Genomic DNA, 22,076 nt, shown 5'->3' with positions numbered 1-22,076 from the left:
CGTGCCTGGGCAGGTTTCGGGCTGCGGGGGAACCGTCGCGGGCAATTTCCGGCGGAGCGCACGGTATGGCGCATGATGCATTTCGTCTTCGCGCTGCGCGGCTTGTCGAGCACGTGTCTTCCCGGAAAGTGTCATGCCCGGCGCGTAGCCGCGCTTGCGCGCGCTACGGCTGCCCGGAGGAAGGCACTGTCAATCCGCAAACAGAAGCATTTTCTCCCCTTAATTGCGCCTTTTCGCCCGATCGGCCCAATGCGTAAATGGCCCGCATCAAACGCCTAGGGAAGCCATTCCATGTGCAATATCGCAGACAAAGTGCCCCGCGAGCGCACGCGCCGGGCCGTTGCTCACTCTCGGTTGCAGGGCGCGTGGGCAACGTGCCTGGCGATGCCGCTGGCCGGCTCGGCAGCCTTGCTCGCGCTGGCGGGTTGTGCCCAACTGCCTGCCTCTGCGACGGCGGACGCGCCGGCGCCGCAGAGCACGATTGCGAGCTTCGTGATCCCGCCCGATGCGCTTGGCGCGCGCGATGCGCAACTCGCGGCCGTGCTTGCCAAGGCCGGCGCGCTGGCGGCCCGGCAGAAGCAGCCGGCGACCGTCGTCGTCACCGCGCTCGGCCAGGACCTGCCCTACCTCAACCAGGCAATCTGGAAGGGTGTACCGGCACAGCGCACCACCGCCGTCCACCTCGAGAACCTGACGGCCGGCACGAGCCAGCCGTACAGCGTCACCATCAAGACGGCGCAATCGCAATAACGCCGCAATAACGCCGCAATAACACCGCAACAAGGAGCCGCAGCCGATGCACCGCCTCACCCTGTTTGCCGTCAGCCTGGCGCTGGCCATGCCGGCCCTTGCCACCGAGCCTGGCGCCGATGTCCGTCCTGCCTTGCCGGCAGCCGCGCCGGCGGCGGACAAGGTCTATCCACCGCTGCCGACCCTGGCCATGTTGCCGCCCGCGAGCGGCAGTGACGAGCTCAGCGCGCCGCGCGTGGGACACACCGCCCGGGCCAGGATGAAAGCGCTGCCCGCGCAGGAACGCAAGAGCCTCGCGCCGGTGGTGCGCCTGATAGTCTCCGACACCTCGCGTGCATACCTGGACACGATCGGACATCAGCTCGACCTGGCCCTGCAGCAGTCGTCGCCGCCCGGGCTGGCTGAAGATCATCGCCAACGCCTGGCAAGCGAGGGCATCAATCGTGTCCGCTAACGCCCATACGAAAGCGGTCGGCCCGCGCCAGTACCGCGGGCTTGCCGGCAGCTTGCTGGCGATTTTGCTGCTGCTGCTGTTCCATGGTGCGGCCCGTGCGCAGGATTGCTTCGAGCAGGCGGGTACCTACCAGGGCGTCAACCCGTCGGTGCTGCGTGCCATCGCGTGGTTCGAGTCGAAGGGCGATCCCGCCGCGGTGAACCGCAATGCGAACGGGTCGATCGACGTTGGGCAGTTGCAGATCAACTCGGTGCATTTCAATGACCTGGCACGCCACGGGGTGCCAAGCCGCGCGCTGACCGACTCGTGCGTCAACGTCTATGTCGCGGCCTGGCTGCTAAAGCAAAAGATGGTGAGGCATGGCAACACCTGGCGCGCCATTGGCGCCTACCACTCCGAATCGCCGGGCCAGCGCGACGCTTACGCGCGCAGCATCCAGCGAATCCTGGTGGCCTGGGGCGAGCTGCCGTCGGCCCGCTAGCGCATGGGTAGCGCATGGGAGCGGGCCGCGCCGGCCCTTGCTATCATGCGTGCCATGCAGCCCGACATCACCATCGCCCACACCGAGTACGAGATCACCGCGATCCGCGCGCAAGGCGCGGGCGGGCAGAACATCAACAAGGTGTCCAATGCGGTGCACCTGCGTTTCGATGTCCGCGCCTCGTCGCTGGAAGAAGGGCACAAGGCACGGCTGCTGCAGTTGCATGACCACCGCATCACGCGCGATGGCGTGGTGGTGATCAAGGCGCAGCAACACCGCAGCCTGGAGATGAATCGGGAGGAGGCCGTGCAGCGCCTGCACGACCTGGTGCGCAGCGTGGCTACGCCGCCGCGCACGCGCCGCCCCACGCGGCCTACCTTCGGCTCGAAGATGCGGCGTCTCGAAGGCAAGAGCCAGCGCAGCCAGGTCAAGGCGCAGCGCGGCAAGGTGATGGACTAAGGGACTAAGGGACTAAGGGACTAAGGGCGGCACGCCTGCGCTGGCTTCCTGGCTTCGCGCCGCCTGACATCGGCGCCGGCACTCAGGCGGCCAGAGGCAGGCGCACCGTCAGCGTGACGCCGCGCCCGCCGATGCCGGGGCTCAGGCTTACCTGGCCTTGCGCCGTCAGCACGATCTCCTTGACGATGGCCAGCCCCAGGCCGCTGCCTTCCTGGTTCGGCAGTGCGTTGCGATAGAAACGATCGAATATCTTGGGCCGTGCTTCCGCGGGAATGCCGGGACCGTTGTCGCTCACCGCGAGGACGGCATTTCCTGCCTCGAGTATCAGGGCCACGGTGACCTGGCCTTGCGCCGGCGTGTAACGGATCGCGTTGTCGACCAGGTTCGATACCACGGCCGCCATCATCCACGCGTTGACGCTCACCCGTGCACTGTCTACCGCCAGCTCGGCACCCAGGTCTATGCCCTTGCGCTGCGCCAGCACCACCATGTCTTCCAGCACGGCGGTCACCAGCGGCACCAGGTCCGCGCCTTGTTGCGCGGCACCGGCACCGGCACTGCGCGCGGCTTCGGCCTGCGACAGCAACAGTAGCTTGTTGGCCAGGTTGGTCATGGCCTGCGTGCTGGTCTCCATCGACCCGAGGATCTCGCGCAGCCTGGCTTCATCGTCCACCCGCGCGGCAAACTCCAGCTGTGCCCCCAGCACCGCGAGCGGCGTGCGGATCTGGTGCGCGGCATCGGCGATAAAGCGCTTTTGCTGGCGCACATATTCGTTCAGGCGCTGGATGCACTGGTTGATCGCCTCGACAATGGGCCGCAATTCCTGCGGCAGGTCGACCGCGCTCACCGGTACCAGGTCCATCGGGTCACGTCCCGCCACTTCGTCCTTCACGCGCAGCAGCGGGCTCAGTTCCACCGTGAGCCCGATCATCACCAGCCCCACGGCCAGCACCAGCATCACCACTTCGCGCAGCAGCGCGGGCATGCGCAGGCTGCGAACCAGCTCGTGGTTGCCGATCAGCGTCTGCCCCACGGTGACGGTGACCTTGCGGGCCTCGCCGGAGTCGAACATCGTGCGGGTGGCTTGCACGACCCGCACCGGCTGCGACTGGAAGCGGGACGAATAGAACACGGGGCTGGCGGCGCCCGCCATCGGCGGCTGCTCGAAGCGCGGATTGCCGGCCAGGATCCGGCCGCGATCATCGACCACGTTGTAGAAAACTTGGTCGCCATAGGGCGAGTCGAACAGGGACAGCGCCGACGGCGGCACCTGCACCGTGATGCGTCCGTCCGCCCACGCGATGTGGCCCGCGATGACGTCGGCCGAAGCTTGCAGCGCGCGGTCCTGCACGCGGTTTGCGGTATCGGCCGCACTCAGGTACGCGGCATAGCTGCTGATGCCCACAAAGGCCGCCAGCGGCACCAGCAGCCATAGCAGCAACCGTACGCGCAGGCTGTGGATCATTGCTTTTGCTGCAGCAGGTAGCCCAGGCCGCGCAGCGTCATGATGGTGGCCTGGCAGCCCTCGAGCTTCTTGCGGATGCGATGGATATAGATCTCGATGGCGTCCTCGCTGGGCTCCTCGTCGAGTGAATACACGCCCGACATGAGGCTCGCCTTGGACACGGTCTTGCCGAGCCGCATCATCAGGATTTCCAGCGCGGTGTGCTCTTTCAGCCGCAGCGAAAGCAGCTCGCCCGCGACATAGAACTGCCGCGTGTCGGTGTTGTAGGTGAGATCGCCGCAAACCAGTTCGGCCTGCTTTTCCCCCGTCTGCCGCCGCGCCAGGGCTTTGATGCGCGCGACCAGTTCCCGCACTTCGAAAGGCTTGACGAGGTAGTCGTCGGCGCCCAGGCCCAGGCACTCCACTTTTTCGTCGACCGAGGCGCTTGCCGTCACCACCAGCACCGGCACGTTGTTGCGGCGCGCGCGCAGCCGGCGCAATACGCTCTTGCCGGCCAGGCGCGGGATCTGCAGGTCTAGCAGCACCACGTCGTAGCTCTGCGTCTGCAGCAACTGATCGGCGTATTCGCCGTCCAGCACGGTATCGACCATGAAGCGCTCTTCCTTCAGCAGCCTCGCGAGCCAGTGGATGAGCGAAGCATTGTCTTCGATCAGCAATACCTTCATGAACCGCTCTGGTGAGGACCTGCTGTTGCCGGGGTCTCCTTTTACCACTGCCCGCCATGGCGCGGACGCTGCACCGCATCGGGATATTCCCTGAGATGCGGCGAAAGCTGCGTGAAGGTTTGCGCTGCCTAGAATGCTTCGAGCCCCGCGCTGTGGCCCCGGCGAGCGCGGAGGCACGCCGTAATCAGAGCCCAATCATGCCCCGGCCACCAAGGCCTGGCGCCAGCAAAACAAGGGAGACAAAGATGAATGCATACAGGAAGGGCATGCTTGCCGTGGCCTCTGCGGCACTTGCAGCACTTGCGGCCGCGCACACGGCGCACGCGGCCGACGCAAAGCTGTCGATCATGGTGGGCGGCGCGACCAAGATCATCTACCTGCCAGCCAGGCTGACCGAGCAGCTGGGCTACTTCAAGGAGGAGGGGCTCGACGTCGAGATCCTCTCGCAGCCGGCCGGGGTCGACGCCGAAAACGAACTGCTGGCCGGCGCGGTGCAGGGCGTGGTGGGCTTCTACGATCACACCATTGACCTGCAGAGCAAGGGCAAGGAAGTAGAGGCCGTGGTGGTGTTCGGCAAGGTGCCGGGCGAGGTGGAGATGGTGGCCACGCGTGCGGCCGGCCAGATCAAGAGCATGGCCGATGTGAAAGGCAAGACGCTCGGCGTGACCGGCCTGGGCTCGTCGACCAACTTCCTGACGCAGTACCTGGCCTTCAAGGCGGGGGTGGCGCCGAGCCAGTACACGGTGCTGCCGGTCGGCGCCGATAACAGCTTCATGGCTGCGATCCGCCAGAGCCGCATCGATGCCGGCATGACCACCGAGCCCACTATCTCGCAATTGCTCAAGACCGGCGAGGCGCAGGTGCTGGTCGACATGCGCACGGCCGAGGGCACCACCCAGGCACTGGGCGGGCTTTATCCGGCCTCCAGCCTTTATATGCAGCGCGCCTGGGTGGAGGGGCACAAGGACCAGGTGCAGAAGCTGGCGCGCGCCTTCGTCAAGACCATGCGCTTTATCAAAGCCCACAGCGCCGAGGAGATCGCGCAGAAGATGCCCAAGGACTACTACGGCAATAACCGCGAGCTCTACGTCAAGGCCCTGGGGGCCTCGCTGCCCATGTTCACGGACGACGGCAGGATGCCCGCCGGCGGCCCCGAAACGGTGCTCAAGGTGCTCTCCTCGTTCGATCCGACTGTCAAGGGCAAGCACATCGAACTGGGCCGCACGTTCACCAACGAGTTCGTCGACCACGTCGCCAGGTGAGGCACCAGGCGAATAACCGGTTCGCGCCGCCGGCGCGCGCACTGCAAGGAAACCTCATGACCAATACCGTGCCGCAAGATGCGCCGGCCATCGAATTCGAGCGCGTCTCCTGCCGCTTCATCGCACCCGATGGCACTGCCACCGTGGCGTTGCGCGACTTCTCCATGCGTGTGGGCAAGGGCGAGTTCGTCGCCATCGTCGGGCCGACGGGATGCGGCAAATCGACCACGCTGAGCCTGATCACCGGCTTGCTCAAGCCGAGCACCGGCGAGGTGCGCCTGATGGGCAAACGCGTGACCGGCATCGATCCGCGCATCGGCTTCGTGTTCCAGGCCGATGCGGTCTTCCCGTGGCGCTCGGTGCTGCACAACGTGGCGGCCGGGCCGCTGTTCCGCGGCGCCGGCCGCGACCAGGCCTATGGCCTGGCTGAGGAATGGGTGCGCAAGGTCGGCTTGGCCAAGTTCAGCAACCACTACCCGCATCAGTTGTCGGGCGGCATGCGCAAGCGCGTGGCGCTGGCGCAGACCTTCATCAACAATCCGCAGATCCTGCTGATGGACGAGCCATTCAGCGCGCTGGACATGCAGACCCGCACGCTGATGCAGGACGAGCTGCTGCAGCTCTGGTCGCAGAACGCCGGCTCGGTGGTGTTCGTCACGCACGACCTGGAAGAAGCCATTGCCATGGCTGACAGGGTCTTCGTGCTGACCGCGCGTCCGGCCACCCTCAAGCGTGTCTACGAGATCGACCTGCCACGCCCGCGCGTGACGTCGGAGATCCGCTACGAAAAGCACTTTGTCGAACTGTCGCGCGAGATCTGGGCCGATCTGCGCGAGGAAGTCCACATCGACTGATGCTGCGCCGCGAACGCGGCCAATGTGAATGCCAATACCGACACCGATACCGATACCAATGAACATGGAAGCAAACACGGCCCTTGCCGACGAACTCGACGTCTTTGAACGGGAGGCCAGGCTAGCCATGCGCCGGCGCCGCCAACTGATCATCACCCTGCGCATCGCCTTGCTGGTGGTGGCGCTGGGCGGTTGGGAGCTGGCGGGACGGCTGCACTGGATCGACCCGTTCTTCTTCTCCATGCCCTCGCTGATCGCGGAGCAGATCTACGACTGGTTCGTCAACGGCACCTCGCAGGGACCGCTGCTGGCCCAGGTGGCGGTCACGCTGGAAGAGACCGGGCTGGGCTTCCTGATCGGCTCGGTCGCCGGCGTGATCTGCGGCATCGTGCTCGGGCGCAACAAGCTGCTGGCCGATGTGTTCAGCATCTACATCCAGATTGCCAACTCCATCCCGCGCGTGGTGCTGGGCTCGATCTTCGTGATCGCGCTGGGCCTGGGCATGGCCTCCAAGGTGGCGCTGGCGGTGGTGATGGTGTTCTTCGTGGTGTTCGGCAATGCCTTCCAGGGCGTGCGCGAAGCCGACCGCTACCTGATCGCCAATGCGCAGATCCTCGGCGCCTCCAAACGGCAACTGACCTTCGCCGTGGTGGTGCCGTCGGCGTTGAGCTGGATCCTGGCCAGCCTGCACGTCAGCTTCGGCTTCGCGCTGGTCGGCGCCGTGGTGGGCGAGTTCCTGGGCTCCAAGCAGGGGATCGGCCTGCTGATCGCCACGGCGCAGGGCGCCTTCAATGCCAGCGGCGTGTTCGCCGCCATGATCGTGCTGGCGGTGGTGGCGCTTGCCGCCGACTTCCTGCTGACCACGATGGAGCGGCGCCTGCTCAAATGGAGGCCGGGCAACCTCGCCTGAGCCTGCCTCGTTCCCGCGGCAGTCTGCCGCCCCTGCCGTGATCTCCTTTGTCCCACGCGCGCATCCTTGCGGCGTGGGATTTTTCATGTGTATGCGGGACAGGACGATAGGCGATGGCAAGCAACGATAGCAGCGGGCAACAATGCCGGTCAGGACGAAAAAAACCCGGCTTGTGGCCGGGACAAGGAAAGTTCGGAGCCAGGCCCGCGCCGCTAGGCACGCGCCGATGCAGTTGGATCAGAAGCGCGTGCGCATGCCCACCGCGAATTCGCTCTGGTGGGCGAAGCCGTTCGACTGCGCGGCGTGATAGCCGTGCTGCAGGAACATGTAGTCGGCCGCCAGGTAGACCTCGGTGCGCTTCGAGAAGTGGTAGAAGATCGAGCCGTACACCGTGTTCTTGCGGCCGCTGTCGGTCGCGGTCGAGGCGGCGGTGTTGCCGTAGGCGTTGATGGTGAAGCCGTTGGCATTCAGGGCGGCATGGCCGGCCTTCATCATCTGGTAGCCAATCTCGTAGTCGAAGGGACCGGCGGGATCGACCTTGAGCGACACCGTGTAGGCGTCGTCCTTGCGCTGGCCCAGCGCGCCCTGTTCGGCGGTGTAGTGGAAATAACCGGCGCTGGCGCGCACGATGCCCCACACATAGTTGCCGCCGGCGGAATAGGTACGGTTGCGCTGGCCATTCACATTGGCCTGGGTGAAGAAGCTGGAAACGTGGAAATTGCCGCCGTTGTAGCCGAGGGTGGCGGTCTCCGTGGTGTTGCGCGACGGCGCGCCCGGCACTTCGCCGAACTGGTAACCCGCGCCGGCGGTCAGGCCGTTGTCGAACAGCTTCTTCCACACCACGCCGTTGTCCATGCGCGTGCCGGTGGCGCTGCCCGCGTAGAACACCAGTTGCTTGAAGTTGTTGTTGTTGGTGTAGCCGCCTTCCTCCGTCGTGATCGCGGCCGGGCCGTAGGGGTCTCCGTAGAGGCCCGAAGCCATCGGGTCACGCCCGAGCGCGTTCTGGCGGCCGAAGGTCAGCTTGCCGAAGACATCGCTGTTGATGCCGACCCAGGCGTCGCGGTTGAACAGCACGCCGGGGGTGTCCATCGCGCCGTCGTAGCTCTGGAATTCGCTCTCCAGCTTGAAGATCACCTTGGTGCCGAAGCCGATGTCTTCCGCGCCGGTCAGGCCCCAGCGGTTGCCGCTGAACCATGCCGGCTGGTGGTAGCCGGTCAGGCGATGGCCACTTGCATCGGCGTTGCTGATGGTGCTGATGGTGGTATCGATGAGGCCGTAGAGCGTCACGTTCGATTGCGCGTTGGCGTGGCCGGCAAAGGCCGCGCCGATTGCCAGCGCGATGGCTGTGGTTTTGGTTTTCAAGCTGATCTCCTCGGGGCTTGCTAGTCTTGTCGATGATTCGGGCTGCTCGCGGGCGAGACGCGTGTCCCGGCCATGAGAGCAGCCCTTGCATCGTAGGCATGGCAAGCCTTCATCCAGCTTTCCCGCCGTTGCGCGGCTGGCTCAGGGAAAGTACCGAGGAAACCCGGCAGGGCAGGCGCTCAGTGCGGCCGGCGCTCCGTTGGCTTGCGCTTGCGCGCAGGTACGGGCGCGGGCTGATCCTGCGCCCGCTGCTGTTCGGCCGCGCCGCGCAGCAGCCAGCTGATCAGCTGCTTGGACTGCTGGATGCGCAGGCGGCGTCCCTTGGCGCTATCTTCGAGATAGTCCGTCGACAGGTGGAACAGGTAGGACACCACGTAGCCGCAGAGGTCGTCGATGATGGGGCGCGACAGGCCCGGGCTGAGCTCCAGCCTCTCGATGTCTTCCGCCATCTCGCCGGCGATATCCGCCAGCACCTGGCGCACCGCTTCGCGCAGCGCCGGCTGCGGGCCGGTGCTGCCGCACACGCCGACAAAGAAGGCGTCGGGGTGGGCATCAGCGTAGGCGAAGAAGGCGTCGCAGGCGCGGGTGGCGACCTCGCCGGGGTTGTCCTGCGCTACCGCCCAGCGCACCGCGCGCAGCATGGGCCGCAGTTCGTTGCCGACCTCGGCCACGGCGGTCAGCGCCAGGTCTTCCATGTCGCGGAAGTGGCGATAGAAGGTGTTGGGGTTCAGCCCCGCTTCGCGCGCCAATTCACGCAGGCCGAGGCCGGCGAAGCTGCGCCTGGCTGCGGCCAGGCGCAGCGCCGCGTCGATCAGTTTGCGTTTGCCGCCGGCAACGTCTTCCATGGTGTCGGGCAAAAAAGTTAGGGCCGGGACATGCCGGCTTGAATATGCCGGCTTGGGCGAATCCGGTTTGGAATTGACACTCGGTCTACATTCGTCTACTTTGCTGCAAAAGTAGACGGTTGTCTACGTCGACTTGCAGGGATAGCCACGTACGGCATGTACGCCATGCACCCGGCAAGAAACAGAAAATCGAACAAGAGACACAAGGCGGCGCCCGAGCCCCTTGGCCCAACCCTGGCGTTTCGCCCGCCGATTACCATCTGGTGACCTGAACATGCAGCGCGCCTCCACTCCCGCATCCGCCGCTCCGGCAGCAACCTCGGCGACCATTCCGGCGGCGCAGCCCGCACGCTCGCTCGAACCCATCCCGCGCGACCCGGGCTGGCCGCTGGTCGGCAACCTGCTGCAGGTCACGCCGGGCAAGGTCGGGCAGCACCTGCTGGCGCGCAGCCGTGCGTTCGACGGCATTTTCGAACTGGATTTCGCCGGGCGCCGGGTGGCGTTCGTGAGCGACGCCGCGCTGGTGGGCGAGCTGTCGGATGGGCAGCACTTTCGCAAGATCGTCGGGCCGCCGCTGTCTTACCTGCGCGACCTGGCTGGCGACGGCCTGTTCACCGCGCACGCCGAGGAAGAGAACTGGGGCCGTGCTCACCGCATCTTGATGCCCGCCTTCAGCCAGCGTGCGATGAAGGGCTACTTCGACGTGATGCTGCGCGTGGCCAACCGGCTGGTCGACAAGTGGGACCGCCAGGGCGCCGACACCGACATCCCGATCGCCGACGACATGACCCGGCTCACGCTGGACACCATTGCGCTGTCAGGCTTCGGCTATGACTTCGATTCATTCTCGCGCGAGCAGCTCCATCCCTTTATCGACGCCATGGTCGGCGCGCTCGAGGAGGCCATGGGCAAGCTCACGCGCTTTGCGCTGCAGGACAAGTTCATGCACAAGGCGCACCGCAAGTTCGCCGACGATATCCAGTACATGCGAGAGCTGGTGGACGACGTGGTGCGCCAGCGCCGCGCCGCGGCCGGCAATCACGCCGGGCAGCCGCCCGCGCACGACCTGCTCAACCTGATGCTGGAGGCGCGCGACCCCGAGACCGACCAGCGCCTGGACGACGTGAACATCCGCAACCAGGTCATCACCTTCCTGATCGCGGGGCACGAGACCACCAGTGGCCTGCTCACGTTCGCGCTATATGAGCTGCTGCGCCATCCCGGCGTGCTCGCGCAAGCCTATGCCGAGGTGGACGCGGTGCTGCCGGGCGACGCGCAGCCGGTCTATGCCGACCTGGCGAAGCTGCAGGTGATTGACCGCGTGCTCAAGGAAACGCTGCGCCTGTGGCCCACGGCGCCCGCCTTTGCGGTGGCCCCGCTCGAGGACACGGTGATCGGCGGGCGCTACCTGATCCGCAAGGATCGGCGCGTCTCGGTGGTGCTCACCGCGCTGCACCGCGACCCGAAAGTGTGGGCCGATCCGGAGACCTTCGACATCGACCGCTTCCTGCCCGAGAACGAGGCCAGGATCCATCCCCACGCCTACAAGCCGTTCGGCAATGGCGAGCGCGCGTGCATCGGCCGCCAGTTCGCGCTGACCGAAGCCAAGCTCGCGCTGGCCCTGATGCTGCGCAACTTCCAGTTCAGCGATCCGCACGACTACCAGTTCCGCATCAAGGAAACGCTGACCCTGAAGCCGGATGCGTTCACGCTGCGTGCACGGCGGCGCCGGGCGCATGAGCGCATCGCCGCCGCGCCCGCGCCCGGCGCCGCCAGCGTGCAGTCGCAACCCCCGGCGGTGCGCGGCAATGGCCAGCCCCTTGCCGTGCTGTGCGGCTCCAGCCTGGGCACCGCGCGCGAGCTGGCCGAGCAGATCCACGCCGGCGCGCTGGCGGCCGGCTTTGCCGCCACGCTGCGCGACCTGGACGAAGCCGTGGGCGCGCTGCCCACCGATGGGCTCGCCGTGATCGTGGCGGCGACCTACAACGGGCGCGCACCCGATTCAGCGCGACGTTTCGAAGCGATGCTCGATAGCGGCGATGCTGGCGGCTACCGCGCGCAAGGCCTGCGCTTTGCATTGCTAGGCTGCGGCAATTCGCAATGGGCCACGTACCAGGCATTCCCCAAGCGGCTGCACGACTTCTTCAGCGCGGCTGGCGCGGCGCCTTTGCTCGCGCGCGGCGAGGCGGATGGCAATGGCGACTTCGACCAGGCTGCGGAGTCGTGGCTCGCCGCGCTGTGGCAATCGCTGCAGGCGCTGCGCGTGGAGCAGGGCGCGGCACCGGATGCGGCGGGCGCCAGCCAGATCGAGGTGCGGCTGCGCGATATCGCCACCATCCGTGCCAGCACGCTGCCGCCGTCGGCGCAAGCCTTCACGGTGCTGGCCAACACGGAGCTGGTGAACGATCCGGCGGGCCTCTGGGACTTCGCGCTGGAAGCGCCGCGCACCGCCACGCGCGACATCCAGCTGCGCCTGCCGGAAGGCGCAAGCTACGCGACCGGCGATCATCTTGCGGTGTATCCACGGAACCATCCCGCCACCGTGCGGGACCTGTGCGAGCGGCTCGATCTCGATCCCGACGCCATGGTGACGCTGTCCGCCGCGCCTGGCTGCGCCGCGCGCGGGCTGCCACTGGACGAGGCATTGCCCCTGCGCGAACTGCTGACGCATTTCATCGAGCTGCAAGATGTGGTGTCGCGCCAGACGCTGCGCACGCTGCTGCAATACACACGTTGCCCGTTCACTCGCGCGGCGCTGGAGCGGCTCGGCTCGGACCACGCGCAAGAGGGCTACGCGGCGCGCGTGGCGTCGCAGCGGCTGGGGCTGGTGGATGTGCTGGTCAGCCACCCCGCCATCGCGCTCACGCTGCCGGGCCTGCTGGCTTGCACGGTGCCGATGCGCCCGCGCTTCTATTCCATCGCTTCGTCGCCCCTGGTCTCACCGGACGTGGCGACGATCACGGTTGGCACCGTGTGGTCGCCCGCGCTCTCGGGGCGAGGCATGTTCCGTGGCGTGGCGTCCACCTGGCTGCAAGGACTCGCGCCGGGCGCCGTGGTGGCGGCAGCGATCCGCACGCCCAACCCGGCCTTCGCGCCCGATCCCGATCCGGCGCGGCCGATGATCCTGGTCGGGCCAGGCACGGGCATCGCGCCGTTCCGCGGCTTCCTGGAAGAGCGCGCAGCGCAGAAGGCTGCCGGACGGGCGGTAGCCGCCAGCCAGTTTTATTACGGCTGCCGCCATCCCGGGCATGACTGGCTCTATCGCGATGACGTCGCGCGCTGGCAGGCCGAGGGCGTGGTGCAGGCGCATGCGGCTTACTCCACTACCCCCGCTGCGGACCAGCGCTATGTGCAGCATCTGCTATGGCGCGATCGCCAGGCCATTTGGGCGATGCTGCAGGACGGCGCCACGATCTATGTGTGCGGCGATGGCCGGCAGATGGCGCCGGCGGTGCGGCGCACGCTGATCGAGATCGCGGCGCAGCAGGGCGGCATGAGCGAGGCCGCGGCCTCCGACTGGCTGGCGGGCATGGTGGCGCAGGGACGTTACCGCCAGGACGTGTTCAACTAACCCAGCCAGGAGCCGGTAGCCAGTAGCCGGTTGGCAGGATTCTGCGGATCATTGTCAGCCGCCACGCTCGCGCTTTTCGTACGCTCGGTGCCATCCCCGTCTCTTCCTTACCGGAGCGCCCGATGGCACGTCCCGCAATGTCCCAAGCCCGGGTCCTGGCAATCTGCCAGGCCCTGTTTACTTCGGCGCTGTCGGTCGACCTGACCCTGACCGGGCTGGTCGGCTACACGCTCGCGCCCGACAAGGCGCTGGCCACGCTGCCGTTCGCGCTGATCACGGTGGCGTCGGCGCTCACCGCCATCGCGGCCGCCTTCCTCATTGAGCGGCTGGGGCGCCGCATCGCTTTTTCGCTCGGCGGGCTCGCGTGCTGCGCGGGCGGGCTGGTGTCGGTGTGGGCCATCTCACACCATGACTTCGTGGCGTTCTGCGTCGGTACGGCGCTGGTCGGCGTGTTCCAGGCGTTCGCGCGCTTTTACCGGCTGGCCGCGGCGGACGCCGCCGCGCCTGTGGATAAGCCGCGCGCCATTTCCACCGTGCTTACCGGCGGCGTGGTGGCTGCCGTGTGCGGGCCCGCCATCGCCGCGTGGAGCAGCGACCTGATGGTGGCGCAGCCCTTTGCCGGATCGTATGCGGTGGTCGCGGTGTTCGGCATGGCCACGGTCTTGCTGCTGGCGCTTGGCTACCGCGAGCCAAAGGCGCACGCAGGCGCGGTGGCGGCCGATCACGGCGCCGCGGCGTTGCCCGCACGCCCGCTCGCCGAGATCGCGCGCCAGCCGGTATTCCTGGCGGCGTTTGCCAACAACGGCATCGGCAACGCGGTGATGATGTTCGTGATGACCGCCACGCCGATTGCCGCAGTGGCGTGCAGCCATACCCTCACGCAGGGCGCGCAGATCATCGAGTGGCATCTGGTGGGCATGTACGCGCCGTCCTTCTTCTCCGGCTGGCTGCTGCAGCGCTTCGGGCGCGGGCCGATGCTGATGTGCGGCATCGCGCTCGCTGCAATGGGTTCGCTCGTGGCCCTGGCCTCGACGGCGTTGCCTGCCTTTTATGTCGCCTTGTTATGCCTTGGCATTGGCTGGAATTTCATGTTTGTCGGCGGCACCACGCTGCTGGCGGAAAGCTACCGGCCCGCCGAGCGCGCGCGGACCCAGGCGTTGGCCGAATTCTGCGCCGCCGCGCTGACCGCGCTGGCCACGCTCGCGGCCGGGCAGGTGCTTTACCGCTATGGCTGGCAGGCCGTCAACCTCGCCGTGCTGCCAGCGCTGGCGGTGGCGCTGCTGGTCACGCTAGGCTGGCGGCGCAGCATGCCGCGCGCGGCGGTGCTGGCCGGATAAGCGCCGGCACCAGTATGATCGGCGCTAACCGCGCTCGCGCACTCGCGCACTCACACTCTCGCCCTGGGTCACCGTCCATGCCTGCCAGCCATCCCTTGCCGAATGATCCGCCGCGCATCGTCGTGCTCGTCGCGCCGGACCCCGCGCAGGAACTCGACGTGACCGGGCCCAGCGCGGTCTTCGGCCATGCCAACCGGCTCCCCGGCCGGGCCTCGCCGGCCTACGACATCCGCATTGCCAGCGTGCGCGACGACGGCCTGGTGTGCACCGAAAGCGGGATCCGGCTGCTGGCCGACGCGCCGTATCATCGCATCGGCGACATGCTGCCCGGGCCGATCGACACCTTGCTGATCGCCGGCGGCTCAGGCCACGCCGCGGCAGCCGACGACGCGCGCCTGATCGCCTGGATCCGTACGCAGGCACCACGCGTGCGCCGCCTCGGCGCGGTCTGCACCGGCGCGTTCGTGCTGGCGCGCACCGGGCTGCTGGACCGCCATCGCGCCACCACGCACTGGCGCCACGCCGCGCGGTTCGCGCAGCGCCATCCGCTGGTACAGGTGGACCCGGACCCGATCTGGATCCGCGCGGGCGATCTGTACACCTCGGCCGGCGTGACCGCCGGCATGGACCTGGCGCTGGCCTTGGTGGAGGACGATCTCGGCCATGCTGCTTCGCTGGCCGTGGCGCGCGAGCTGGTGCTGTTCCTGCGCCGTCCCGGCAGCCAGGCACAGTTCTCCACGCTGCTGCAGGCCCAGAGCGCGCAAAGCCCGGAGTTGCGTGAATTACAGGCCTGGATGGCGGAGCACCTGGCGCGCGACCTGTCGGTGCAGGTGCTGGCCGAGCGCGTGGCGATGAGCCCGCGCAACTTCGCGCGCGTGTTCGCGCGGCAGGTCGGCGAGACGCCGGCGCGCTACGTGGAGCGGCTACGTGTGGAAGCGGTGCGCAGGATGCTGGAGGAAGATGGGCGACGCCTGGATGGCATCGCCCGTGCGACTGGATTTGCCAATGCCGACGTGATGCGCCAGGCGTTCCAGCGGCATGTGCAAACCACCCCGGAACGCTATCGGGCAGCGTTCCGGGCGCAGCCAGAGGAGCCCGCCAAGGGCCTCAGGCCTTAGCTTGCAACGCGGCAATGCGCTGCTCGATCGGCGGGTGGCTGGAGAACAGCGACAGCCACGACTTGCCACCGGCAATGCCCATCGCCTGCATGTTCTGCGGCAAGCCTTCGGAGTCCAGGCCGCCCAGCCGGCGCAGCGCCGCCACCATCGGCGTGGGGCTGCCCATGAGCTTGGCCGCGCCGGCATCGGCACGGTATTCGCGATGGCGCGAGAAGGTGGCCACGATGATGCTGGCCAGGATGCCGAACACGATCTCGCATACCACCACCGTGATCATGTAGCCGATGCCGGGGCCGCTCGATTCCTCATCGTTCTTGCGCAGCATCGAATCCACGAAGTAGCCCACCACGCGCGCCAGGAAGATCACGAAGGTGTTGACCACCCCCTGGATCAGCGTGAGCGTGACCATGTCGCCATTGGCGATGTGGGCGACTTCGTGCGCGAGCACGGCCTCCACTTCGTCGTGCGACATGGTTTGCAGCAAGCCGGTGGAAACGGCTACCAGCGAGCTTTTCCTGGTCGCTCCGGTGGCGAACGCATTGGCTTCGCCTTCATAGATGGCGACTTCAGGCATCGGCAGGTCGGCGCGGTCGGCCAGCTTCTGCACGGTCTGCACCAGCCAGACTTCGGTGCCGTTGCCGGGCTGGGTGATGACTTGCGCGCCGGTCGACCACTTGGCGATGGTCTTGGACATCAGCAGCGAGATGAAGGAACCACCGAAGCCCATCAGCGCGGCGAATGCCAGCAGCATGCCGAGGTTGAGGCCGTTGCCGGTGAGGAAGCGGTTCACGCCCAGCAAGCTGGCGGTGAAGCTGAGGACAAGCATGACGGCGAGGTTGGTCGCCAGGAAGAGCAGGACGCGTTTCATGTTTTGTGTGAGGAAGTGATCAATGCCATGGTGAAAACAGGGGCGCGCATCGCAAGCACGCGCAGCGCCAGGCCAGGCGCGCCGCGTGCAGGAGACTAACGACAGGAAAACCGGGAACCTGACTACGAGCGCACGCAAGGCCAGCGCACGCGCGCGGGAGTGACTCAGGCGCTGGGAGGGCGCTGCTGAAGGGGAAGGTCGGGGTCGGACATGACGCCCGCGCGGTGCGCGGGCGCTGCGCTGCGGGCAAGCCCTGCGGCAAAGCGCGGGGGCGAGGCCGGCAACAGGGATTCGGCAAGGTCGGCGCCGGGCTGCGACGGATCCTTGGCGTCGCCAACGTCAGCGGAGCCCGGGGCTGCGCTGGCATCGATGGCGGCAGCATGGGCCGCATCGCCTGCGGTGGCCACAGCGGCATCTTGTGCCAAGGTGCTGCACGAATCCGCCTGCACCGTGTTGCCCACTGCGCACGTGCGCGCGCCTGCCCAGCTTTGGAAGGGCATGACGGCAAGCATCAGGAGCAGCAGCAGGAAGCGGATTGCGCGCACAAAAAAATCGGGGTTGGGATCGCGTGTCAGGGGGTTCGACACGAAATCGAGCAAGGAATTCTACAGGATGCGGCGCCGCGGCATGTTATGGCGAAAGCGTCACTGCGCGACGCTCAACCCAGGATATTCCGCGCGGCGCGCGTACCCCACCAGGCCGCTTCCTCGAACACCGACACGCCGGACAGGTCCGCATGGGCAAACAGGATGCGGCCATCGGCCGCGCGCAGGGCCGCGGCACCGGCATTGCCCAGAAAGCCCGTGCGCGGCGAGGCCATGGCGTGCCCGCGCACCGTGATTTCCACCGCGTCCGCGTGGCGCCAGAAGGCGCGCCCGTAGACCGTGCGCAGATCGGTGGTGGCATAGTCCATCAGCTCGGCGGCGCTGGCCTCGGCCAGCCAGCGGCGGGTGTCGGCGAGCGAGCGCGGCGCCGCGCCGGGGCTGGCCGCAAAGTCCAGCGGACAGTACGCGGTAAAGACCGTGGCTGCTGGCTTTGCCTGCCGGATCAGTTGATGGGTACTCACCACATAGCCCAGCCCGCGTCCGCCATGCACCACGTTGTCCCACGCCAGCGGCACGCCCGGCGCTTCCGGCGGGAAGCCCTGCAGGCGGAAGCTGGACACCAGCCAGGACGCGGTGGGCGGCAGGTGGCGCGCCGGGTCGAAGCCGAATTCGCGCAGCGGCGCCACGCGGGCGGCCACATGCAGGGGCATGGCGCAGATCACGCGGCGCGCGCGGATGCGGTAGATGCGCGGGGGACGGGCGCCAACGCCATCCGGCCACCAGGCGCACAGCACCGACACCCCACGGCCCTGCTCCTGCACTTGCAGCGCCATGCCGGGACGGCGCCAGGGCTGGGCGCCAGGTTTGACGCCGCGGTGTGCATCGATGCGCGCCGAGAGCCGCGTCACCAGCGCGTGCAATCCATCCGGCCAGGTCAGCACGGCGCCGTCGGCCGCATCGCTTGCATGGCCCGCGCGGCTGGCGAAGTAGTACAGGCCGGCCCAGGCCGAGATCAGCTCGTGCCCCGCGCCGTAATCGTCGCGGCAGCAGTAGTCCACATAGGTGTGCAGGGTGGGCGCGGTAAAGCCTTCGGTCAGCATCCACTGCCGCATGCTCTGCTGGTCGAGCCGGGTCCAGGCCGGGTCTTGCGAGGCCAGCGCCAGCGGGATGGCAAAGGCCTTGCGGCCGTCGCTGCCACGCGCGCTCTTGAGCTGCTCGACGCGCGCGAGAAAGCGCGCGTGCTGCGCCGCTTCCTGCTCCGGCGCAGCGTCGCTAGGCAGCAGGCCGTCGTGCCACTTGCCGGCGAAGAACAGGCGCTCGTCAGGCGCATGCACCAGCGCGCGTTCGTCGAACTCGGGCCGCGCGGCGAACGGGTCGCGCTGGATCACGCCGGTGTCGGCCAGCATCTCGCGGATGTGCGTGGATTCGGGCGAGGGCAGGGGCAGATAGTGCGCGCCGCGCGGGAAGGCCAGGTCGCCGCCGAAACTTCCGGCCGCCGCGTTGCCGCCGAACTCCGGGCCATCCACCAGCAGGAAGTCCTTCAGGCCGCCGCGCGCCAGCTGCCACGCGGCGCTGAGCCCGGCCACGCCGCCGCCGAGGATGGCAACATCGGTCACGATCTCGTCCTGTGCGGAAACGGTCGACGGCCAACTGGCGGCATCGCGCAGCGCGTGGCCTTCGGCCATGCCGGGGCGCAGCACCACGGGCATGGGCTCGCGCAGGCCGACGCCGGCCAGGAAGCGCCTGGTATCGTCGCCCAGGCGATCGCAGCCGGACAGCAAGCCCAGGCCGCTCGCGCCAGCGCCGGCGATCAGGAAGCGGCGGCGGTCCATGCCAGCTCCGGTTGCGGGTGATGCGGATCAGCGAATGACATTGCGCCAGTCCTGCTCAAAGTCATGCACCAGCGACTGCTCGTTGAGCCGGTTGGCACGCGCCTCGCGCGGCGCCATGTCGGCCGGGAAGCGGAACATCAGCGCGGTGCTGTCGGCGTCGAGGAATTTGAGCGGCACGGTGTAGCGCGTGGGCGGCGTGTAGTCGTCGCGCTTGCCCGCAAGGATGAAGCCCCATTCGCCGAAGGACGGCACATAGGCGTGGTAGGGCCAGGTATGCAGGCCCGCCTCGCGCAGCGTGGCGTCGATATCCCAGAACGAGCGCGGCGCAAAATACGGCGAGGTGGACTGCACCACGGCATAGCCCTTCTCCGCGAGATGGTGCGACATCAGCTTGTACATCGGCACCGAGTACAGCTTGCCCAGGCCGAAGTTGGACGGGTCGGGCAGGTCGACGATGATGGCGTCGAACATCTCGTTGTGCTGCTCCATCCATTGCGCGGCATCCGCATTGACCACCTGCACGCGCGCGTCCTTGAGCGAGCCCTGGTTCAGCGCCACCAGCGGCTCGCTGCGCGAGAACAGCGTGGTCATGGCGGGGTCGAGGTCGACCAGCGTCACGTGTTCGATGTTCTTGTGCTTGAGGATCTCGCGCACGGCCAGTCCGTCGCCGCCGCCGATCACCAGCACGCGGCGCGCCCACGGCAGTGCCTGCAGCACGGGATGCACCAGCGCCTCGTGGTAGCGGTGCTCGTCGCGCGAGGAGAACTGCAGGTTGCCGTTGATATAGAGGCGCATGTCGTCCTTCCAGCGCGTGATCACCAGGCGCTGGTACGGCGTGCTTTCGCTATGGATGATCTCGTCGCCAAACATGCCGCGCTCGGCCCAGTGGGTCAGCCGCCCCGAGGCCAGGAAGCCACCCGCCAGCAGCACCAGCACCAGCGAGGCGCGCAGCATGCGCGACATCACCGGCTTGAGTTCGTCGCGGAAGATGTGGATGGTGACGAGCGCCACGCCCGCATTGAGCATGCCGAACAAAAAGCCGGTGCGCGACAGCCCCAGGCGCGGCGCCAGCACTAGCGGGAACACCAGCGAGACGGCCAGCGCGCCAAGGTAGTCGAACGTCAGCACGCGGCTGACCAATTCGCTGAAGGCGGTGCGGCGCGTGTTGAGCACCCGCATGACCAGCGGGATCTCCATGCCTACCAGCACGCCGAGCACGAACACCATGGCGTAGAGCGCGGTGCGAAAGGGCGCGGACAGCCAGGCAAACACCACGAACAGGAGTGCCGCGGAGATGCCGCCGAGCAGGCCGATCAGGATCTCGATATCGATGAAGCGCGCCAGCACGTCCTCATCCTTCACATAGCGCGACAGCCACGAGCCCACGCCCATGGCGAACAGGTAGCAGCCGATGATGGAGGAGAACTGGAGGATGGAGTCGCCCAGCAGGTAGCTGGACAGGGCGCCTGCGATCAGCTCGTAGCCGAGCCCGCAGGACGCCACGATCAACACCGAAAGAACAAGGGTACGGTCGCGCATCGGGGCTAGGGAATCGGGGGTCGGAGAGGAAGCCGGGAGGGAAGCCGGGAAGGACGCTGGAAAGGGCAGGCGTGGCGCTCAGGCGAGCCGCCGCGCGATGCGCGCACGCCTGGCAAACTGCAAAAAGTTGTGATGAACCGAAATGGACAACGGATATACTTGGGCGCCAACTGCCAACAATGCTGATGTCGCCAATACGGCTTCACGATTCACGATTCACGACTCGCTTACTGTTGCTGTTGCGGCAGCCCGGAACACCGTCGTGGAACAAGCAGGAGATCAACCAGGATGCAAGCCATCTACGCCTACGTGCTGCACCTGCTGGCCGGCCTTGCCCTGCTGGCGGTGTTCGTCGGAGTCTACACCAGGATCACGCCGTTTCGCGAGTTCGCGCTGATCCGCCAGGGCAACCTCGCGGCAGCGCTTTCGCTGTCGGGGGCGATGATCGGTTTTTGCTTTACGCTGTCGTCCAGCATCCAGCACAACGACACCTTCCTGATGTTCCTGGTGTGGTCGGTGGGGGCGATGCTGGTGCAGGCGCTGGCCTACGCGGGCCTGGCGCGCGCGCTGCCCGACATGGATGCGGCGATCGAATCGAACAATATCGGCATGGGCGGCCTGATGGGCGCTATTTCAGTGACGGTCGGCTTGATCAATGCCGCCTGCCTGTCCTGACTTCCTGATCGTGCTGGAACAACGCTGAGAACCTGGGGATTGCCATGAGCATCGGATCGTTCATCAAGAAGCAGTTTATCGACATCCTCCAGTGGACGGAGGACACGGACGGCGTACTGGCCTGGCGCTATCCGATGGAGGATATGGAAATCCAGTACGGTGGCAGCCTGACCGTGCGCGAGTCGCAGATGGCGGTGTTCGTCAACGAAGGCAAGATCGCCGACGTGTTCGGGCCCGGCATGCACAAACTCACCACGCAAACGCTGCCTGTGCTCACCTACCTGAAGAACTGGGACAAGCTGTTCGAGTCGCCCTTCAAGTCGGATGTGTACTTCTTCAGCACGCGCTTGCAGATCGGCCGCAAGTGGGGCACCGCCCAGCCGATTACCATCCGCGACGCCGATTTCGGCATGGTGCGGCTGCGCGCCTTCGGCCTGTATTCGTACAAGGTGGCCGACGCCGCCAGGTTCTATACCGAGATCAGCGGCACGCGCGCCGAGTACACTCGCGACGAGGTGGAAGAGCAGCTGCGCAACCTGTTGATCGCCACCATGACCGCCACGCTGGGCGGCGCCTCGGTACCCTTCCTGGACATGGCCGCGAACCAGGCGCTGATGTCGCAGACCATCCGCGACAAGCTGGCGCCGGAGTTCGAGCGCTATGGCGTGGCGCTGGATAACTTCGCGGTGACCAATGTGTCGCTGCCGGAAGAGCTGCAAAAGGCCATCGACACCCGTATCTCCATGGGCATGATGGGCGATATGGCGAAGTTCACGCAGTACCAGGTCGCCACCTCGATCCCGCTGGCCGCGCAGAACGAGGGCGGCGTGGCCGGCCTTGGCGCCAGCCTGGCGGCCGGCGCGGTGATGGGCCAGGCGATGGCGGGCGGGCTTGGCGCCGCCGCCGGGGTCCAGCCTGCCGCACCCGCCGCGGCAGCGGCCGCGCCCGCAGTGGCCGCGCCCGCCGACGATCCCGCCGCACGCCTGCAAAAGCTCAAGGACCTGCTCGACAAGAGCCTGATCTCCCAGGCGGAGTTCGACACCGCCAAGGCCGAGATCCTCAAGAAACTGATAGGCTGAGCGCG

The 22,076-nt window shown here is 67.2% G+C and carries 20 protein-coding genes; 12 read left to right on the top strand and 8 right to left on the bottom strand.

The features are described from left to right. The first annotated feature begins 384 nt into the window (after positions 1-384). From RR42_RS20010 to arfB, 4 genes are read left to right on the top strand one after another with little or no spacing between them, the layout of a single operon-like run. Entirely contained in the window at positions 385-750 is a 366-nt protein-coding gene (locus RR42_RS20010) for a hypothetical protein (protein ID WP_043350680.1), read from the top strand. A gap of 46 nt (positions 751-796) precedes the next feature. Continuing rightward, positions 797-1,204: a hypothetical protein gene (locus RR42_RS20005; protein ID WP_063778422.1), complete on the top strand. Its 408-nt coding sequence runs from the start codon at positions 797-799 to the stop codon at positions 1,202-1,204. Positions 1,205-1,256: 52 nt separating this feature from the next. Then, positions 1,257-1,685, top strand: a complete 429-nt coding sequence (locus RR42_RS20000; RefSeq protein WP_236702066.1) for a lytic transglycosylase domain-containing protein — start codon at positions 1,257-1,259, stop codon at positions 1,683-1,685. Between the two features lie 54 nt (positions 1,686-1,739). Continuing rightward, the gene (gene arfB, locus RR42_RS19995; RefSeq protein ID WP_043352451.1) at positions 1,740-2,144 is read left to right on the top strand and encodes an alternative ribosome rescue aminoacyl-tRNA hydrolase ArfB; all 405 of its coding nucleotides are present in this window, start codon (positions 1,740-1,742) and stop codon (positions 2,142-2,144) included. A gap of 82 nt (positions 2,145-2,226) precedes the next feature. On the opposite strand, the gene RR42_RS19990 is transcribed toward arfB, so the two are convergent. Both RR42_RS19990 and RR42_RS19985 read right to left on the bottom strand, forming a co-directional pair. Continuing rightward, positions 2,227-3,609 (bottom strand): sensor histidine kinase, encoded by a 1,383-nt coding sequence (locus RR42_RS19990; RefSeq protein ID WP_043350673.1) that lies wholly within the window; start codon positions 3,607-3,609, stop codon positions 2,227-2,229. Further along, the gene (locus RR42_RS19985) at positions 3,606-4,274 is read right to left on the bottom strand and encodes a response regulator (RefSeq protein WP_043350669.1); all 669 of its coding nucleotides are present in this window, start codon (positions 4,272-4,274) and stop codon (positions 3,606-3,608) included. Before RR42_RS19985 ends, RR42_RS19990 begins: the two co-directional genes overlap by 4 nt. Positions 4,275-4,519: 245 nt before the next feature. On the opposite strand from RR42_RS19985, the gene RR42_RS19980 reads away from it, so the two are divergent. The 3 genes from RR42_RS19980 to RR42_RS19970 are packed head-to-tail and all read left to right on the top strand — an operon-like array spanning position 4,520 to position 7,300. Then, positions 4,520-5,536 (top strand): ABC transporter substrate-binding protein, encoded by a 1,017-nt coding sequence (locus tag RR42_RS19980; RefSeq protein ID WP_043350666.1) that lies wholly within the window; start codon positions 4,520-4,522, stop codon positions 5,534-5,536. 56 nt (positions 5,537-5,592) lie between these two features. Beyond that, positions 5,593-6,390, top strand: a complete 798-nt coding sequence (locus RR42_RS19975) for an ABC transporter ATP-binding protein (RefSeq protein WP_043350663.1) — start codon at positions 5,593-5,595, stop codon at positions 6,388-6,390. 28 nt (positions 6,391-6,418) lie between these two features. Then, positions 6,419-7,300: an ABC transporter permease gene (locus tag RR42_RS19970; RefSeq protein ID WP_043350661.1), complete on the top strand. Its 882-nt coding sequence runs from the start codon at positions 6,419-6,421 to the stop codon at positions 7,298-7,300. A gap of 237 nt (positions 7,301-7,537) precedes the next feature. Here RR42_RS19970 and RR42_RS19965 read toward each other — a convergent pair whose 3' ends face one another. Next, positions 7,538-8,662 (bottom strand): porin, encoded by a 1,125-nt coding sequence (locus RR42_RS19965; protein ID WP_043350658.1) that lies wholly within the window; start codon positions 8,660-8,662, stop codon positions 7,538-7,540. Positions 8,663-8,841: 179 nt separating this feature from the next. Next, entirely contained in the window at positions 8,842-9,507 is a 666-nt protein-coding gene (locus RR42_RS19960) for a TetR family transcriptional regulator (protein ID WP_043350655.1), read from the bottom strand. 274 nt (positions 9,508-9,781) lie between these two features. Here RR42_RS19960 and RR42_RS19955 point away from each other — a divergent pair, with 274 nt between their 5' ends. The 3 genes from RR42_RS19955 (at position 9,782) to RR42_RS19945 (ending at position 15,533) form a co-directional block, all read left to right on the top strand. After that, a complete protein-coding gene (locus RR42_RS19955) occupies positions 9,782-13,078 on the top strand; it encodes a bifunctional cytochrome P450/NADPH--P450 reductase (protein ID WP_043350652.1) in 3,297 nt (1,098 codons plus the stop codon). A gap of 122 nt (positions 13,079-13,200) precedes the next feature. Then, a complete protein-coding gene (locus tag RR42_RS19950) occupies positions 13,201-14,415 on the top strand; it encodes an MFS transporter (protein WP_043350650.1) in 1,215 nt (404 codons plus the stop codon). A gap of 77 nt (positions 14,416-14,492) precedes the next feature. After that, positions 14,493-15,533 carry a GlxA family transcriptional regulator gene (locus tag RR42_RS19945; protein WP_052494716.1) on the top strand — a complete coding sequence of 347 codons (1,041 nt, stop codon included), beginning with the start codon at positions 14,493-14,495 and terminating at the stop codon, positions 15,531-15,533. Here RR42_RS19945 and htpX read toward each other — a convergent pair. The 4 genes from htpX to RR42_RS19925 all read right to left on the bottom strand — a co-directional run bounded on the left by htpX (position 15,523) and on the right by RR42_RS19925 (position 20,386). After that, positions 15,523-16,401: a protease HtpX gene (gene htpX / locus RR42_RS19940; RefSeq protein WP_043350643.1), complete on the bottom strand. Its 879-nt coding sequence runs from the start codon at positions 16,399-16,401 to the stop codon at positions 15,523-15,525. The two genes, RR42_RS19945 and htpX, sit on opposite strands and share 11 nt — an antisense overlap. Positions 16,402-16,565: 164 nt before the next feature. Next, positions 16,566-16,988 (bottom strand): hypothetical protein, encoded by a 423-nt coding sequence (locus RR42_RS19935; protein WP_236701940.1) that lies wholly within the window; start codon positions 16,986-16,988, stop codon positions 16,566-16,568. Positions 16,989-17,059: 71 nt separating this feature from the next. Beyond that, positions 17,060-18,778, bottom strand: a complete 1,719-nt coding sequence (locus RR42_RS19930) for an NAD(P)/FAD-dependent oxidoreductase (RefSeq protein WP_043350640.1) — start codon at positions 18,776-18,778, stop codon at positions 17,060-17,062. 27 nt (positions 18,779-18,805) lie between these two features. Further along, positions 18,806-20,386, bottom strand: a complete 1,581-nt coding sequence (locus RR42_RS19925) for a polyamine aminopropyltransferase (RefSeq protein WP_269083400.1) — start codon at positions 20,384-20,386, stop codon at positions 18,806-18,808. A gap of 219 nt (positions 20,387-20,605) precedes the next feature. On the opposite strand from RR42_RS19925, the gene RR42_RS19920 reads away from it, so the two are divergent. Next, positions 20,606-20,992: a DUF350 domain-containing protein gene (locus RR42_RS19920; RefSeq protein ID WP_043350632.1), complete on the top strand. Its 387-nt coding sequence runs from the start codon at positions 20,606-20,608 to the stop codon at positions 20,990-20,992. Between the two features lie 44 nt (positions 20,993-21,036). Further along, positions 21,037-22,071, top strand: coding sequence for an SPFH domain-containing protein (locus tag RR42_RS19915; protein ID WP_043350629.1), 1,035 nt, complete (start codon positions 21,037-21,039; stop codon positions 22,069-22,071). Positions 22,072-22,076 lie beyond the last annotated feature (5 nt).

It is taken from the genome of Cupriavidus basilensis (assembly GCF_000832305.1).
In the GTDB taxonomy this organism is placed as follows: Bacteria; Pseudomonadota; Gammaproteobacteria; order Burkholderiales; family Burkholderiaceae; genus Cupriavidus; species Cupriavidus basilensis_F.
This window is presented reverse-complemented; position numbering and strand designations above follow the sequence as displayed.

Coding starts and splice junctions, on each gene's coding strand:
- RR42_RS19990 (WP_043350673.1), bottom strand. CDS start 3,609: ATGATCCACAGCCTGCGCGTACGGTTGCTGCTATGGCTGCTGGTGCCG.
- RR42_RS19985 (WP_043350669.1), bottom strand. CDS start 4,274: ATGAAGGTATTGCTGATCGAAGACAATGCTTCGCTCATCCACTGGCTC.
- RR42_RS19945 (WP_052494716.1), top strand. CDS start 14,493: ATGCCTGCCAGCCATCCCTTGCCGAATGATCCGCCGCGCATCGTCGTG.
- RR42_RS19960 (WP_043350655.1), bottom strand. CDS start 9,507: ATGGAAGACGTTGCCGGCGGCAAACGCAAACTGATCGACGCGGCGCTG.
- RR42_RS19970 (WP_043350661.1), top strand. CDS start 6,419: ATGCCAATACCGACACCGATACCGATACCAATGAACATGGAAGCAAAC.
- RR42_RS19950 (WP_043350650.1), top strand. CDS start 13,201: ATGGCACGTCCCGCAATGTCCCAAGCCCGGGTCCTGGCAATCTGCCAG.
- RR42_RS19980 (WP_043350666.1), top strand. CDS start 4,520: ATGAATGCATACAGGAAGGGCATGCTTGCCGTGGCCTCTGCGGCACTT.
- RR42_RS20005 (WP_063778422.1), top strand. CDS start 797: ATGCACCGCCTCACCCTGTTTGCCGTCAGCCTGGCGCTGGCCATGCCG.
- RR42_RS19955 (WP_043350652.1), top strand. CDS start 9,782: ATGCAGCGCGCCTCCACTCCCGCATCCGCCGCTCCGGCAGCAACCTCG.
- RR42_RS19930 (WP_043350640.1), bottom strand. CDS start 18,778: ATGGACCGCCGCCGCTTCCTGATCGCCGGCGCTGGCGCGAGCGGCCTG.
- RR42_RS20010 (WP_043350680.1), top strand. CDS start 385: ATGCCGCTGGCCGGCTCGGCAGCCTTGCTCGCGCTGGCGGGTTGTGCC.
- RR42_RS19975 (WP_043350663.1), top strand. CDS start 5,593: ATGACCAATACCGTGCCGCAAGATGCGCCGGCCATCGAATTCGAGCGC.
- RR42_RS19915 (WP_043350629.1), top strand. CDS start 21,037: ATGAGCATCGGATCGTTCATCAAGAAGCAGTTTATCGACATCCTCCAG.
- arfB (WP_043352451.1), top strand. CDS start 1,740: ATGCAGCCCGACATCACCATCGCCCACACCGAGTACGAGATCACCGCG.
- RR42_RS19920 (WP_043350632.1), top strand. CDS start 20,606: ATGCAAGCCATCTACGCCTACGTGCTGCACCTGCTGGCCGGCCTTGCC.
- htpX (WP_043350643.1), bottom strand. CDS start 16,401: ATGAAACGCGTCCTGCTCTTCCTGGCGACCAACCTCGCCGTCATGCTT.